Source organism: Phormidium pseudopriestleyi FRX01, from assembly GCF_017313335.1.
Taxonomy (GTDB): Bacteria; Cyanobacteriota; Cyanobacteriia; order Cyanobacteriales; family Laspinemataceae; genus Laspinema; species Laspinema pseudopriestleyi.
Window position 1 is genome coordinate 1 of record NZ_JAFLQW010000674.1, and the last position, 14,740, is coordinate 14,740.

The 14,740-nt window shown below is 46.3% G+C and carries 18 protein-coding genes and 2 pseudogenes; 11 read left to right on the forward strand and 9 right to left on the reverse strand.

Going from position 1 to position 14,740, the window contains the following annotated elements:
• Window positions 1-639, forward strand: a 639-nt coding sequence (gene wecB, locus J0895_RS25225; RefSeq protein ID WP_207090733.1) for a non-hydrolyzing UDP-N-acetylglucosamine 2-epimerase, incomplete at its 5' end; no start/stop codon positions are given.
• A gap of 90 nt (window positions 640-729) precedes the next feature.
• A complete protein-coding gene (tumA, locus tag J0895_RS25230; RefSeq protein WP_207090734.1) occupies window positions 730-960 on the forward strand; it encodes an antitoxin TumA in 231 nt (76 codons plus the stop codon).
• Between the two features lie 118 nt (window positions 961-1,078).
• Here tumA and J0895_RS25235 read toward each other — a convergent pair whose 3' ends face one another.
• Window positions 1,079-1,360 carry a type II toxin-antitoxin system RelE/ParE family toxin gene (locus tag J0895_RS25235; protein ID WP_207090735.1) on the reverse strand — a complete coding sequence of 94 codons (282 nt, stop codon included), beginning with the start codon at window positions 1,358-1,360 and terminating at the stop codon, window positions 1,079-1,081.
• Window positions 1,357-1,587, reverse strand: a complete 231-nt coding sequence (locus tag J0895_RS25240; protein ID WP_207090736.1) for a hypothetical protein — start codon at window positions 1,585-1,587, stop codon at window positions 1,357-1,359. Before J0895_RS25240 ends, J0895_RS25235 begins: the two co-directional genes overlap by 4 nt.
• A gap of 216 nt (window positions 1,588-1,803) precedes the next feature.
• Here J0895_RS25240 and J0895_RS27070 point away from each other — a divergent pair, with 216 nt between their 5' ends.
• From J0895_RS27070 to J0895_RS25275, 8 genes and pseudogenes are all read left to right on the forward strand, one after another.
• Window positions 1,804-1,956: a DUF6888 family protein gene (locus J0895_RS27070; RefSeq protein WP_422894354.1), complete on the forward strand. Its 153-nt coding sequence runs from the start codon at window positions 1,804-1,806 to the stop codon at window positions 1,954-1,956.
• A complete protein-coding gene (locus J0895_RS25245; RefSeq protein ID WP_207090737.1) occupies window positions 1,940-2,167 on the forward strand; it encodes a DUF6887 family protein in 228 nt (75 codons plus the stop codon). Before J0895_RS27070 ends, J0895_RS25245 begins: the two co-directional genes overlap by 17 nt.
• A gap of 231 nt (window positions 2,168-2,398) precedes the next feature.
• The gene (locus J0895_RS25250) at window positions 2,399-3,226 is read left to right on the forward strand and encodes an Rpn family recombination-promoting nuclease/putative transposase (protein ID WP_207090738.1); all 828 of its coding nucleotides are present in this window, start codon (window positions 2,399-2,401) and stop codon (window positions 3,224-3,226) included.
• Complete coding sequence (locus tag J0895_RS25255; protein ID WP_207090739.1) at window positions 3,180-3,506, forward strand: hypothetical protein; 327 nt, start codon at window positions 3,180-3,182, stop codon at window positions 3,504-3,506. The genes J0895_RS25250 and J0895_RS25255 overlap by 47 nt, the downstream gene beginning before the upstream one ends.
• Window positions 3,496-3,834, forward strand: coding sequence for a DUF2283 domain-containing protein (locus tag J0895_RS25260; RefSeq protein ID WP_207090740.1), 339 nt, complete (start codon window positions 3,496-3,498; stop codon window positions 3,832-3,834). The genes J0895_RS25255 and J0895_RS25260 overlap by 11 nt, the downstream gene beginning before the upstream one ends.
• A 100-nt stretch (window positions 3,835-3,934) precedes the next feature.
• Window positions 3,935-4,717: pseudogene (locus J0895_RS25265) on the forward strand (Uma2 family endonuclease).
• Between the two features lie 108 nt (window positions 4,718-4,825).
• On the forward strand, window positions 4,826-5,152 hold the full coding sequence (locus tag J0895_RS25270; RefSeq protein ID WP_242541585.1) for an AbrB/MazE/SpoVT family DNA-binding domain-containing protein: 327 nt from the start codon (window positions 4,826-4,828) through the stop codon (window positions 5,150-5,152).
• The gene (locus tag J0895_RS25275) at window positions 5,131-5,385 is read left to right on the forward strand and encodes a hypothetical protein (RefSeq protein WP_207090741.1); all 255 of its coding nucleotides are present in this window, start codon (window positions 5,131-5,133) and stop codon (window positions 5,383-5,385) included. The genes J0895_RS25270 and J0895_RS25275 overlap by 22 nt, the downstream gene beginning before the upstream one ends.
• Here J0895_RS25275 and J0895_RS25280 read toward each other — a convergent pair.
• The 7 genes and pseudogenes from J0895_RS25280 to J0895_RS25310 all read right to left on the reverse strand — a co-directional run bounded on the left by J0895_RS25280 (window position 5,382) and on the right by J0895_RS25310 (window position 13,068).
• Window positions 5,382-5,738 (reverse strand): annotated as a pseudogene (locus tag J0895_RS25280) (HepT-like ribonuclease domain-containing protein). The gene J0895_RS25275 and the pseudogene J0895_RS25280 sit on opposite strands and share 4 nt — an antisense overlap.
• Window positions 5,728-6,018 (reverse strand): nucleotidyltransferase family protein, encoded by a 291-nt coding sequence (locus tag J0895_RS25285; RefSeq protein WP_207090742.1) that lies wholly within the window; start codon window positions 6,016-6,018, stop codon window positions 5,728-5,730. Before J0895_RS25285 ends, J0895_RS25280 begins: the two are co-directional and overlap by 11 nt.
• Window positions 6,019-6,053: 35 nt before the next feature.
• Window positions 6,054-6,554, reverse strand: coding sequence for a TIGR00725 family protein (locus tag J0895_RS25290; RefSeq protein ID WP_207090743.1), 501 nt, complete (start codon window positions 6,552-6,554; stop codon window positions 6,054-6,056).
• Between the two features lie 185 nt (window positions 6,555-6,739).
• The gene (locus J0895_RS25295; RefSeq protein WP_207090747.1) at window positions 6,740-7,948 is read right to left on the reverse strand and encodes a DHH family phosphoesterase; all 1,209 of its coding nucleotides are present in this window, start codon (window positions 7,946-7,948) and stop codon (window positions 6,740-6,742) included.
• A gap of 181 nt (window positions 7,949-8,129) precedes the next feature.
• Window positions 8,130-8,627, reverse strand: coding sequence for an HNH endonuclease (locus J0895_RS25300; protein WP_207090744.1), 498 nt, complete (start codon window positions 8,625-8,627; stop codon window positions 8,130-8,132).
• Between the two features lie 85 nt (window positions 8,628-8,712).
• A complete protein-coding gene (locus J0895_RS25305) occupies window positions 8,713-10,218 on the reverse strand; it encodes an adenylate/guanylate cyclase domain-containing protein (protein WP_207090745.1) in 1,506 nt (501 codons plus the stop codon).
• A gap of 561 nt (window positions 10,219-10,779) precedes the next feature.
• Entirely contained in the window at window positions 10,780-13,068 is a 2,289-nt protein-coding gene (locus J0895_RS25310) for a sensor histidine kinase (RefSeq protein ID WP_340643586.1), read from the reverse strand.
• A gap of 280 nt (window positions 13,069-13,348) precedes the next feature.
• Between J0895_RS25310 and alr the strand changes: the two genes are divergently transcribed.
• Window positions 13,349-14,539, forward strand: a complete 1,191-nt coding sequence (gene alr, locus J0895_RS25315; protein ID WP_207090746.1) for an alanine racemase — start codon at window positions 13,349-13,351, stop codon at window positions 14,537-14,539.
• Window positions 14,540-14,740 lie beyond the last annotated feature (201 nt).

Below are 14,740 nucleotides of genomic sequence, written 5' to 3' on the forward strand. Positions count from 1 at the left end.
GAAAATTTAGAGCGATCGGGCGTCACAGGAGACATTTACCTCACCGGAAATACCGTCATTGATGCCTTAGTTTCGGTCGCCTCGCGCCATCCCGACTGTCCCATCCCCGGATTAGATTGGCAACAGTATCGTGTCTTACTCGCCACAGTTCACCGCCGCGAAAATTGGGGCGAACCCCTAACCGGAATTGCCCAAGGATTTCTCAAAACTTTGGATGAATTTCCCGATACTGCCTTACTGTTACCCTTGCATAAAAATCCCACGGTCCGGGAACCGTTACAAGCCATGTTAGGCAATCATCCTCGGGTGTTTTTAACGGAACCGTTAGATTATGCTGAATTAGTGGGAGCTATGCAACGATGTTATTTGTTATTAACGGATTCTGGTGGATTGCAAGAGGAAGCACCGGCATTAGGGAAACCTGTTTTGGTGTTAAGAGAAACCACGGAACGACCCGAGGCGATCGCCGCCGGTACCGCCAAATTAGTCGGCACCGATTCCCTGGAGATTTTCACAGCCGCCAGTGCCTTGTTAAAGGACAAGGATTCCTATCAAAAAATGGCAACCGCAGTCAATCCCTTTGGCGACGGCCATGCGTCAGAAAAAATAGTAGAAATTGTACGGAAGTATTTGGACTAGGCGCACCCATTTTATCCAATTTATCTGGGAATTTATTGAGAGATGTTGTAAACAAATTAGGGTATGTGAGTTAAGCTCTGGAGGTTCAAAATGCGGAAACAGCAAGTTGTTTACACTTCACCGTTGGATGCACTGATTGCCGTGACAAAGCGTCTGAGCTTGTATGAAAATCAGTACAGTATGGACACAAAGGAGTTTTTTAATCGCTACTCAAAGGGACAATTTTCCGATGAGGAACATTGGGTGGAGTGGGCCAATGATTATCGTCATTTTTTAGGCTTGCGGTTGGAGTTAGAGACGCGATTACAAGATGTTGCATGAAGTTTTAGCAAACTATCTAAATCGGGTTGAGCAGGCTTTCAAGAAATCACTTGACCAAAATTCGGGCCTACAAAGTCATGCATTCAGACATCAATAGGCTGCTTATTAAAGATCCACGTTAGTACACTTCATCGTGAGTTCCAATATCAATGAGTAATATTTCCTCTTCTCCCGTTGATTCATTGCAAATAAAATTAAACACAATTCGACAATCGTATTCGATGCTACAAGACCATGCGCCTGCAAGTTCTCCCTTTAATTTATGCGTTCGCAATAGGGGATTAAACGGTTCAGACTCTAGCAGCTTTAATCGTTCCTCAATCCTCGGTTTAAGTTGAGGATTTTTCTTGATTAGGCTTCTCATACTCCGGGTAAAGCTAGAGGCGAAAACTAGATTCATGACTCTTCCAACTCTGCCATGAATTCGTCAACGGTTAGCCGTCGCGCTTTGCCCGATTTGTATTCCTCTGTTGCTTCCACAATATTCGCCGCAATTTCCTCTCTACGTTTCTGAGTCAGACGCTTTTTCAACAGGTCAATTAACATTTCTTGGTCTGAGGCGGATAAAGTTTCTACCACATCCAAAACTTCATCAAAACCCAATTGTTTTCCCAAGGGTTTGTTCATCGGAATGGCTCCTGAATCAACGATTGGTCATTGTATTTTTTTAGGCTGATACCTATGTTAAATCATTTTCATCTATCTGTGTAGTTAAAGGGTGTAAATTACGAAGGTTGTGGAGTAGTTGGCTGTTGGCAGGATGAAGTGGGGAGGCGATCGCAACTCAATGATTCAGCATGGGGTCCAGGTATTCTCTAAAAGGCATGAAGTTTTTTCCCTAGAATGCGATCGCGCAGTTCCTCTGGCTTCAGGGATATCCATTTATTTCGGTATAACCCGAAAAAGGGATATATTTACATTTTAGCCAGAGATGATTTAGAAGTGATTGTTACGTCGAGTGGAGAATGGAGGTTTATTGATGAATCCGAAATTTGAACTGATGTCCCGAGAGCAATTAAAAGCCTATTTATTGTCCAATCGAGACGATTTAGAAGCATTAGAGGCTTTAGTGAATCGTCGGAGTCCTGATGCGGAGGCAACCTGGTATCCTGCACCTTTAACTGAAGAAACTATCCGAATTTCTGAAGAGGCAATTCAGCGGCGGATTGAAGCGGACGATCGCCCTTCTAAAAATTTTCAGAGTTAGTCTTTCTTGATGTAGGATATTAATATTATTTCGGACCCTACCGATGCCAGTGATGTTGACTTGGACCCTAAAGGGTCTGGCTCCATGAACGTAGAGGTGCCGATCACTGTTTTGCAGGGGCGATCGTCTTTATATGGCGACCCTAAATGATTTAGACTCGCTATAGTTTACTTAATTTGCTGGCTCGGAAAAACTTTAATATAATTTAATAGAAGAAACACTGAGAAAAGAATGAGAACAGATACCCTATTTTACAAACTCTTTCAGACCTTCCCCCAATTACTGTTTGAAGTTATGGGTGAGACTCCCGAACAGGCAACCGCTTATCAGTTTTCTTCACGGGAAATCAAAGAACTCGCTCGCCGCTTTGACGGCCTATTTTTGCCCAAAGAAAAAGAAACCGCTCTGCTCATCTACTTTGTCGAAGTCCAGTTTCAGTTTAAGTCAGACTTTTATTGGCGGTTTTTTACCGAAATTTTCGTTTATCTGGGACAATACAAACCGAATAATGATTGGTGTGCAGTAGCGGTGTTTGCGACGCGCAGTTTGGATCCCGGATTGCCAAACCAGTATCGGGGGTTGGTGATGAGCAACCAAGTCAAGGTGGTGTACTTGGATGAATTAGAGATGCCAGCAGAACCCTCACTGGGTTTGGGAATGGTAGAATTGATTGTGGGAAGTAGAGACAAGGCGATCGCTCAAACGAACCAACTGCTACAGCAGGCAAAGCAGGAACTCGACGATGCCGCATTCCAGCTAAAAGTTATAGAATTAATAGAAACCGTCATCCTGTACAAGTTTACCGAGTTAACGCGGGAGGAGTTAGAGGCGATGTTTGGATTAGAGGATTTAAAACAGACGAGATTTTATCAACAAGCGAAAGAGGAAGGTAAGTTAGAAGGGAAGGAGGAAGGCAAGGAAGAAGGGAAACGCGAAGGCAAGTTAGAATCCGTACCGGGGTTGTTGGCGATCGGTTTAAGTGTGGAAGAAATTGCCATAGCGTTAGGTTTGGATGTGGAAATCGTTCGGCAGGTGGCACAAGGACAGTCTAATTCATAGACGGTTTCGGCTGAACGAGAGTGAAAATTGGATAAAGGCGATCGCAGTTTTGCCGGGGCGATCGCCTTTATCCAACTTTGTCCTGTGCCTTCCTTGTCAGCGATCGCTTTTGACAACCCTGGGGGATAGAATAGAGGAAAGTCACGCCAAACCGTTGGCAGCATTGGGCGATCGCAGGAAAGAGAGGGTTAAACCTACAGCGATCGCGATCGGTAGTTCGGGTTCCCAAACCCGAGTAAAATATCACCCAAACTTTCAGGGGGAGAACCATGAAAATTAGTTACAATCCCGAAACCGATGTGTTGAATATCTATTTTCAAGAAAGTCCGGTAGAAAAAAGAGAGCGCGAAAAACCCGACCGGATTCTTGATTATGACAAAAACGGAAATTTAGTCAGACTAGAAATCCTGAATGCTTCCCAGGGAGTTACCAATCCTCAAAGGGTGGAATATTCTGTAATTTTACCCAATCCCGTTACCGAAGAAGCGAAACTCCTATCGTTAAGCGATCGATGTGCTTTTATGCAATTGCCTTTAGAGGAACGTCGCCGCATTTTGGCAGCACAAACTGAGGTAATGGTCGAGCATTACGAACAAGATACAGAATAGCGCAAATTTCAAGGGAGTGACATCATTGACTGCTAATTGTCCGATTCCTAAAACCGTCTGAGTTATAATTACAATTACCCCCAATTTATGAGAAAGTATTATGACAGAAACCGTAACCCAAACCGATTTACCACCATTTTTCCCAGACCACACCCAATTACCCGAATCTGATGGTACGTTTGTCAATAATTTTCAAGCTCATTACCAAAGTTTACTGCTTACGGACTCCCTAACTTCCACCTGACAACGCCTGCATCCCGATGGATATTATTGCATCGGTCAAGATTGCGGGATTTATTGGCGCGAAACCGAACCCATGGAAAAGGGGGCAGAGGCTCCCGATTGGTTTTACGTCAGCAATGTGCCTCCAAAATTCCAGGGACAGTATCGGCGTTCTTATGTGATTTGGCGAGAACATATTGCGCCGAGAATTCTGTTAGAATTTGCTTCCGGCGATGGCAGTGAGGAACGCGACAGAACTCCCTTATATCGGAGTGACGAGGGAGAGGTGACAAAACCCGGCAAGTTTTGGGTGTACGAGCAGATTATTCGGGCCCCTTATTATGGGATTTTTTCGATCCGAGATAGCAGTTTGGAGGTGTATCATCACGTGGATGGATTCTATCAGCAGATGACTCCAAACGAGCGCGGCCATTATCCGATTCCGCTGATGGAAGTGGAGTTGGGAGTTTGGGAAGGAACCTATCAAAATCAAACACAAAAATGGTTGCGCTGGTGGGATTTGGAGGGAAATTTATTGCTTATCGGTCAAGAAGAAGCGCAACAGGAACGGCAAAAGCGGCAAGAGTTGCAGGAGAAACTGCGATCGCTCTCTCCCGAACAACTGGCGGCGTTGGGGATTGATTTGGATGCGATCGGTTAAAGTTCCCTCTATTACTCCTCTCAAGTGGCGGTTAATCTCAACCACCGCCGCTTGCTCTAGAGAACACCCTCAACTATCCTAGAGAAAACTCTTAACTTTTAAACGCCTATGGAAATTGCCAAAGTATCAGAACAAGGACAAGTCAGCATTCCTCAAGCCATGCGGAAGGCTTACGGCTGGGAAGCAGGCCAAGAATTAATACTGATAGACACGGGGGAGGGAGTTCTGATTAAGCCGAAAAAGCCTTTTTCTCGAATAACTCTAAGTGAAGTAGCCGGTTGTCTGAAATATCAAGGAACTCCCCAAGCCATCGAAGAAATGAATTCTGCCATTAGTCAAGGCATAAAGGAGCAATGTAACAGATGGATTGACCTGGAATACAATGGAGATAGACCCCAACCTGGAGGAATGCCATGCGATCGCAAAAAATCGTAATTTTAGAGGATGGTACGTTAGTGTTACCCGATGAACTTAAAGAAAGTCTGAAAAACACCCCGGAGTTATGGATAGCGTGGAATGAAGATGTCATCGTCATTAATCGTAAATCTTTAGAAAAATCCCAGGAATCTCTCTCCCAACAAGAGCGCATCGAACGTTTTTTTGCCACCGCAGATAAACTGTCTCAGTTTAACGAGTTTGCTCCCATTTCAGAAACAGAGGATTTTTAAGATTCATTGCTCGTTTCTCGGTCTAATATTTCTTCTAAGTCCCCGATGAGAGGTGACAAATAGTTTTGAATGGTATTCCACACAATATCCAGTTTTACTTTAAAATATTCATGGGCGATAACATTTCTCATATCTCCCATGAGTCGCCAAGAGACTTGTGGATATCAATTTTGAACTTCCGGGGGAATGTTGATGGCTGCTTCACCGATAATAATAAAATCGTACAGGCAAGCATTGACAATGGTATCGTTAGCTGCAAATGCTTCAAAAGTTATGTTTGTTGTGCGCCGTTGGATCCGAGCGATCGCAGCTAAAATATCCCGAATTCGCTCTAACCATTCTCTACAAGGCATGAATTTTCTCCCCCAACACGCGATCGCGCAAATATTCTTTCAGGGAGTCTGGCGTTCCCATGTCCACAGAACAGCCTAAAATATCTTCTAAGTACAGTCGCACTCGACTAAAATCAAACAGTCCAATGGGACGGTCAAATTCTACTAAAAAATCTACATCGCTATCGGCGGTTGCTTCGTCTCGCGCAACGGAACCAAATAAGGCAAGGGATTTGACTCCCATCGCTTTTAATTCTTCTTGATGTTGGGCAACGATCGCCAGGACTTCTTCTCGTTTCATGGTTCGTAATGGCAGTTGCTAAATTTTTCTCTAGTTTAGCAGTCTTGACGCGATAAAATGTCTCGAACTCGGACTATTGCCTCCTCCGGACTCTCCACAATTATCACATGATCCGGGGATAAACTGCTAAAAAACTGATGACTTTCTCGGCTATCATTTAATAAGATAACTGTTTTCTCTGCCTTCAATGCTAAAGCAATTTCTGAAGCGGTTCCGCTACCCATTCCACAGGAAATAATGACATCGCTGGTGAGGACATTAATATTATTTCGGGCGCTACCCATGCCGGTGAGGATGGCGATATCAATGGCTTCAGATATGCCGGTTTTATCTTCCCCGGGGAGAATCCCGAGGGTTAATCCATTGGCGGATTTTGCTCCTTGACTGGCGGCATCCATGACTCCGGCTTTTCTGCCTCCCGTTAACAAAATCCACCCCTGTTCAGCGATGAGTTTTCCGAGTTGATAGGCGTTATTTAGGTCGGGTTCTGTGGCATTAGAACCGGGACCCATGATGCCGATGATGGGTTTTCTCATGGGATGCAGGGTGAGGTATCTAATACCAAATCCGGTAGTTTAAAGTCAATTTCTTGCTACAGCCTGCGAGTTTCTGTATTTAGCCCGCGCAGGCCTGTGCTGAGTCCCGTCGAAGTGCGGGCTTCGTCCGTATAGCCCCACCCTTTAGGGTGCGGGTTCTCTTGCTCGCTACCCAAAACAAGAGTTTAATTCGTGCTATGAATTAAATCATCTTTTGGACTGACTAATTTGAGCAGTTTTTGTTTGATTTGGAGGTCAAAGACTTCCCATTTCATGCGGGCAAAATCTTTACTATCGTTGCTGCCGGAGAGGAATCCCATTGGAATTTCAAATCCGCCAGCTTGCGATCGCCCTCCACCAAAAAAGCGACCTTGAGCATCTTTCCCAAAGGCTTCTTTAATAAATTCATCCGGGTCTAAGGTCAATTTATTGGTTCTTAAAGAACCTGTGACTAATTCGATATCCTCGTCTTCGTCGTGAACGATGCCATAAACAACGGCGGTATGAACGTTTTCTTCAGTGACTAAAAAATCTGCGGCTTGGGGGATGGCATCGCGGTCATCGTAACGCAGGTATCCGACGCCAGCAATGGAGAAATTATTCTGAATGATTCTATTTTTCAGCGATCGCTCGATGACATCCATCACCCGTTTAGATCGAGAGGCTTGCAAGACTGAACTAATCAACTGGCTATCATAAAATCGGCTTAAATAAGCTGCTGCCATGAAATCATCTTCTCGGGCTTGGCGCAGTTGGTTCGTATCCGATCGCAACCCATGCATTAACGCCGTGGCACATTTGACATGATCGCTGACATTGATATCCAGGCGCAGCAATTCTGCCATCAAATATTGGGTAAAAATGGTAGCAGTGGCTCGAATATGAGGACGAATATCCAGAAATTCGGCGCTTAATTCATCCTGAATCGTATGATGATCAATCGCCACAATCAGGGGGATTTCAGCAGTTTTTAACAGGGAAAATAGCTGAGAAGTCGTTCCCTGATTGTCAATTAATACGCAGCCATTGTAGATAGACCAATCCTTGGATTTGGCCAGTTCTAGGGGCAAGCGCTGCACCGGCAATCCCGTTAGTTTTACCAGGGCAATATTTTCCTGGTGACTGAGTGCTCCAGCATAGACAATATCGCATTCAATATCATACTGGAGAGCAATTAATTTGTAAGCCCAGGCCGAAGACATGGCATCGGGGTCCGGGAAGTCTTGGAGAACTACCAAGTGCCGATCGCCGCTATGCTGCTGCAAAACCTGCCGCAGTGCTTCGGCTTTCGTTGCGCTTCCGGGATCTAGCCATTGCTTACTATCGCAAGAAACGATTGGTAATGCTTCGTCCCGAACGGCTATTTGCGCGAGTTCGGTGTTCGATTCCTCCACTAATTTTCCCCTTAAGTCGGTGCATCCACTGAAAACGCGATCGCAGACGAGTAACCGTTTTGAGGTTATTGCCTGCATTGATAGAATAACTCTACGATAGCGCTTCCAGTGCCGTAGGCGATCGCATAGGTCAGGAACTCTTGGCAAAACCCCCTCATAGTTGAACCAACTACAAGGGGTTTTAAGCACCAATTACATATTTTTGCCACTCTTGATGTAGCCCGCTTTTGAGATGCTTACTCACCTCAAAATAAAGGCTGCTGTAGGGTCGGCGGGGTATTCTGGTTAGGGGCATTTTACTTTCCTCCGGAGTGCGGTTTCCTTTTTTGACATTGCAGCGGACACAGGCGGATACGAGGTTTTCCCAACTGTCGGGACCCCCACGCGATCGCGGCATCACATGATCTAAGGTCAATTCATCCCCAGAATAACCACAGTATTGACAACAATGGCTGTCACGGTGTAGGATGTTTCTCCGGGTAAAAGGAATTTCATGATACGGAATGCGGACATAATGCCGAAGCCGAATCACCGTAGGCAGGGGAACATCGGAATAGATAAACTTCCCGTTGTGTTCGACCTGTTCGGCTTTCCCCTTCAGCAATAGCACGATGGCCCTCCTCCAGCTCGTAATGTTGAGCGGTTCGTAGGAGGCGTTAAGGACTAGAACCTTGCCCATTGCGTCTCTATTAAAAAGAAGATTTTACAGATGTTAGCACAGCTTGAACAGACTGTGTAAAATTCCTAGATGTTTTTTGGAAAAATCAATGGCCTTGAGAACTGGAGGCGGGGTCTGCTAATCCCGTTGAAGATGAGGCGGTTACTTTGAACTCCTCAGTGGGTTCCTCCTTCAACCCTAGGAGGAGATAGGTTTTCATCATTCCCTTGCCTTTGACGTTGATTGTGCCGCGAGACTCAAATTGGAAGCGATCGCGCAGGAGGAAATAGGTCACCTCGGAGACTTGAATTTGTCCGGGAATGCCGTGAGATTCCATACGGGAAGCCGTATTGACCGCATCCCCCCACAAATCGTAAATAAATTTTTTGATGCCAATCACCCCAGCGACGACGGGACCATTGTTGATGCCGATGCGGATGCTGAGGGGGGTTCCTGTTTCTGCGGCGAGTTGGCGCACCTCTCGCTGCATATCCAGGGCCATTTCCGCGATCGCCTTGGCACAATCCGGATGCGGTTGGGGAAGTCCTCCCACCACCATATAAGCATCGCCAATGGTCTTAATTTTTTCCACCCCATACTGTTCGGCAAGTCGGTCAAAGATGGAAAATATTTTATTGAGTAACTCCACCAATTCTACCGCTGGCACTTCGGTGGAAAGCTGAGTAAACCCCACCAAATCGGCAAACAAAACGGTAGCATTGGGAAAACTTTCAGCAATGGGATAAACCCCCTGTTTCAATTGTTGTGCGATGGTATGAGGTAAAATATTTAGGAGAAGTTTCTCCGATTGGTCTCGGGCAATTCCTACCTCGTCTACTAAATTCTCTAGTTCTTTTTTGCTCTCTTGGATTTCCTGAAAATATCGATTGATTTGGTGATTCATCCGGTTGAAATCAATCAGCACATCGCCTAATTCATCTCGACGATTCTTGGCGAGGGCCAGACAATCCAAATCTCCATTCACTTTTCCCGGTGATTCTCCTACGGCAATTAATGCCTTTCTGAGTTTTAAAATGGGAACGATTACCGCTGGTGCTAGGGCGGCTAAAGTCGCGAGGGTTACAAAGATACAAATCAGAATTACTAAGCCAAAAATCCGGATGATAAAGGCTTTAAGTTCCACTTTGATTTGAGAAGAATCAAGGCGCATGATGACCAGATAGCGATTCCCCTGGGTTTCGGTCCACATCGCCATTTCATAGCGGTTGCCATCGAGAGTGCTCAAGCGCACAGAAGGAGCATTCATGACAGTATTAAAGTTCAATTCTGTGGCTTCGCCAAACGAGCCGATCGCCTCTCCATCATGGGTATAAATGTGACCGCCAGCTACCCGAGATTTTAACATTAACTGTTGTGCGACTTCTTTAATTTTGGGAGCAGTAATCTGGGTTCCACATAACCGCAGCAAGGGTGAAATTGTGGCGACTCCAACATCTTCTAAATGTTGAATCAGTTCATTTTCACGGCGATAGGCAGAGGGGAGTAAAATCAGGGCTTCCACCACAACAATGCTAATAAATACCCATAAAGCAATGCGACGCGATAAACGAGCGTTGAGCAGATTGAACATAGAAGTGAATCCATTTAGCATCGATTTATCCATTGTGTTCAGAACAATTTAGGAGGATCCAGATAGCACCCGATATAACAGCAGCAAGCAGGCGATCGCACCCTTGAACCCAGGATAGAGTCTGGGAGTTTTGAGGACGGCAACCCCTGTGATGTTCCCATGTCCTCCAACAACTGACCCCGATGCCCAGATGCTGGTCCCAATTCCAGATATTCACCCGACTCGGAAGGTTTCCCTACAAACTTAGGGTAACAAAACCTGGCGATCGATGCGAGACTTAATTTTGCTCTATAGCAATCCTTGCAGGATTTGTAAATAAACTAGCGAGCAAGATGTGATGCCTCCGGCACGCTTATAGAACGCACTACAAGAGATTCAAGGATGGATCCCTAACACGACTGATTTAGAACTGCTATATATATCCACATATCAGGAATCTTTCTCCAGATTGGGTTTGAATAAATCCCCTTGATGGTTTACTTGTCATAGACATCTCCAGAAATTAAAGGTTGACTCAAACCTAACAAGGATTGTCGGTTAATTGTTAGAAATATTTATTACACTTCCCTTAAACCCGGTTGCTTAAAGAGGAACCAACTCGGGATTCAAGAGATTGACGCGGAGGGGAAGCTGGATGGTGAAGGTTGAACCCTTGCCGAGTTCACTATCAACCGTAATATCACCCCCCATCATTTGACAGAATTGTTTGGAGATCGCCAATCCCAACCCAGTTCCCCCATATTTGCGCGTAGTGGAAGTATCCGCTTGGGTGAACGGCTGAAAGAGCTTATCAATCTGTTCCTGAGTCATCCCAATCCCGGTATCCCTCACTTCAAAGATAATCATTTCCCCTTCTTTCTGAAAAACCCGCAGAAAAATTGTCCCCTGATGGGTAAACTTACAAGCATTACCTAACAGGTTGAATAAAATTTGACGCACTTTAGTCACATCAGCATACATTTCCCCAATCTCAGGTTCACAGTCCACTTGTAACTGATTCCCATTTTTCTGTACCAAGGGTTGCACGGTGAAAACAATCTCTTGAATGGTGACGGGGACTGGAAACGACTCTAAATATAACTCCATTTTTCCCGCCTCAATTTTAGACAAGTCCAGGATATCGTTAATCAGTCCTAACAAGTGTCTACCAGCGGATTCAATCTTTCCTAAATCAGCATTTAACTCCTCGGGTTTTAGTTCTTCTGCTTCTTCCTGCAAAATCTCACTATACCCAATAATCGCATTCAAAGGAGTCCGCAATTCATGACTCATATTGGCTAGAAACTGGCTTTTAGATTTGTTTGCTAATTCTGCCGTCACCTTAGCTTGGTATAGTTCTCGTTCCACTTGCTTGCGTTCCGTAATATCGCGAACTACGGCAGAGAGTGCGGTTCGTTTCCCATAATAAATCTTGTTTGCGCTGACTTCCACTTCCACGAAAGACCCATCTTTCCGACGGTAACGCCGTTCCCCGAGATGGTAAGATTGGGCCGATAGGGTGCGTTCAATGTTGTAGGCAATACTCTCGGATTCATGATCAATAAAATCTCCCAAAGTCAGGGAGAGAATTTCCTCACTGTCATAACCCAGTAGCTTTTGAAAGGCGGTATTAGACTCGATAATCCGTTGGGTAGTCGGGTCAATCAGAAAGATACTTTCTGATGTTTGCTCGATGACGGCGCGATATCGCTGTTCATTTTCATGGCGCACTTGCTGAGAATCGTCTAAGGCATCTAACATTTCATTAATGCGAGTGGCCAGTTGGGAGAGTTCATCTACTCCTTGGACGGGAAGACGAACTGCCAAATTGCGATCGCTACCAATGTGATTGACATTCTGACTCAACTGGGAGAGTCGCGATAACACCATTTTTTCCAACAGCAGCAACGTTAGCACTAAAAATGCTACTCCCACCACGAGCACCACCCAGAGGATAAAGTTAGCCGTTCGTTTGCCTTGTTGATAAATCTCACGAGGAAGTTCCACCCGCAACAACAAGGCGGGATTGCTGTAAATATCTTTAATTAAAGTATAACCAGCAATGGTTTGAGAGTCCCATGCTTTGACAAAAATCGGAGTTTGGTCCGGCAGGACTAACGCCGGTTCTTGATCCGTCTCTTCGGTAATACTCTGCCGAATTTCTTGGAAATCTGGGGGAAGTTCGGGGGACTCCCATTCCTGTACTGTGATGGATAACTGGGTGAGTTCCCCGAGACGCTTAATTTCCTCGGCAGTGAGGTAGCGTCCCATAATCAGTGTCCCGCGAATGGGTCCTTCCGCTTCTCCGGTGAGAATGGGGCGGGACACAATCACCATAGGGCCTTCCGGAAGTTCCAGGATGCCTTCAACCAGACTGGTGGTGTCTGGATGGTTGACGAGGACACTGTTAGGGGTCAGGTACTGGCGCAAGGAGGCGATCGCCTCGGTATTTTCCTCCACTGGGACTCGTTCCCCGGTTGTGGGATTAAATTTTTGCCCAAAAACGATTCGCCCACTGCGATGGATGTACAGCATCATATCCAACCGCAAACGGGCGATCGTGGCATCATTGAGGTTGGTTTGGATATAGTCCGGGTTCTCATCTTCAATAAAGGCATAGGTGTCATCCCAGGCGGCCCAATCGTTCGCTGTAAAGCTCAATTTGTCGATTTCATCGGATAAGACATCCACCGCCCGTTTGACATTGCGGGCGGTATCCTGCTGCTCAAATTTGGCAAATCCAGCCAGCAACAGGGTAGAGGAAGAGAGATAGATGACCCCCAATAAACCCATCAGGGTGGCCCCGACGATGGGCAGGATTTGCCCCCGCAGTCCGAAGGATGCAAAGGCGAGTTTCACGGATTTAGGCGGTTGAGGCATGGGTTTGGACACCTTCTCTTCTGGAATTGAGGGTTGAGACTGGGAAGTGGTCAGTTGAGGACTGAGAAAAATTAAGCGCCTAGAACCGATTTCTGGAAGGCTTAATGTTTCATTCTGTGGATTTTGCCAAAAATCACCCGATGTCAGATTGCCCGATCGATCGCTTGCCCTGCTTTCATTCTAAATACTCGATCGCAAATCTCAATTCGGTTTAACTTTTGGGGAAATCTCCGGGGTCAGGGTTCGATTTATAGTTCAATTGTGGTGTGAGTGACTTGAGGAGTGCGTAGAAATGCTGAGTTGGGAGGAAAGTCAGAGTATTTCATCGATGCGATGCGATCGCGCCTGGGTGGAGGTGGATGTCGAGGCGATCGCCGAGAATGTCCGCCAAATCCAGCATTTGTTATCCCCAAAAACCGACCTGATGGCAGTCATCAAAGCTGATGCTTATGGACATGGGGCCGTCACCGTGGCCCAGACGGTATTACAGGCCGGGGCGAAATGGTTGGGAGTCGCCACCATTCCCGAAGGCATCGAACTCCGGGAAGCAGGAATTACCGCCCCAGTGCAAGTTTTAGGGGCAACCTACACCCCGGACCAATTGCGGGCAATGGTGCGTTGGCGGTTAGAACCGACCCTCTGCACCCCGAAACAAGCGTTTGTCTTTTCCGAAACCCTCAGTGACAATGCCTGGACGGTGCCGGTGCACGTTAAAATTGATACCGGGATGTCGCGGTTGGGCGCACCCTGGCAAGAGGCGGCTGAGTTCGTGAAATTAGTCGATCGCCTGCCTCATTTAGAATTATCTAGCATTTATTCCCATTTAGCCACAGCGGATAGTGAAGACCCCACGGTAATGCAACTACAACATCAGCGGTTCCAATGTGCGATTCGGCAAGTTCAGGAAACAGGCATTCCCTTACCGCGCCTGCACTTTGCCAATTCTGCGGCGACTTTAAGCGATCGCCAGTTGCATTATGATATGGTGCGGGTGGGATTAGGGATATACGGATTATATCCGGCCCCACACTTGCGATCGCGCCTGACATTACAACCGGCACTCCAAGTCAAGGCCAGGGTGACTCACATTAAGGCGATCGCAGCCGGAACCGGCGTCAGTTACGGTCATCGCTATATCGCCGACTGCGACATGAGAATCGCCGCAGTCGGGATTGGCTATGCCGACGGCGTACCCCGCAACCTCTCCAACCAAATGCAAGTCTTGATCCGAGGTCAAAAAGTGAGACAAATTGGGTCGATTACAATGGATCAGATGATGTTAGATGTGAGTAACATCCCCGACTTGGAACTTGGCGAAGTCGTCACTTTGTTAGGACGAGATGGACAGCATGAAATCACTGCTGACGATTGGGCCGATAAATTAGGAACAATTTCCTGGGAGATTTTGTGCGGTTTCAAACATCGCTTACCGCGCATCGCCGTGAGTCAATCGTTGGAATGTTGGGAACAAGCGGCCACATAGGGGCGGGCGATTCCCGAATCGTCCCTACATTCGGTCAAAAGGTTGTAGCGGCGATTCGCGAATCGCCTGTATGTATGGGCGGGCGATTCGCGAATCGCCCCTACAGGTGGTGATTTTTTGAGTATAATTAGGACAGCGATCGCTTTTTCTATGATTTCGATAACCTGGGTTAAAATCATAGCATAATTCAGGAGGAAAATC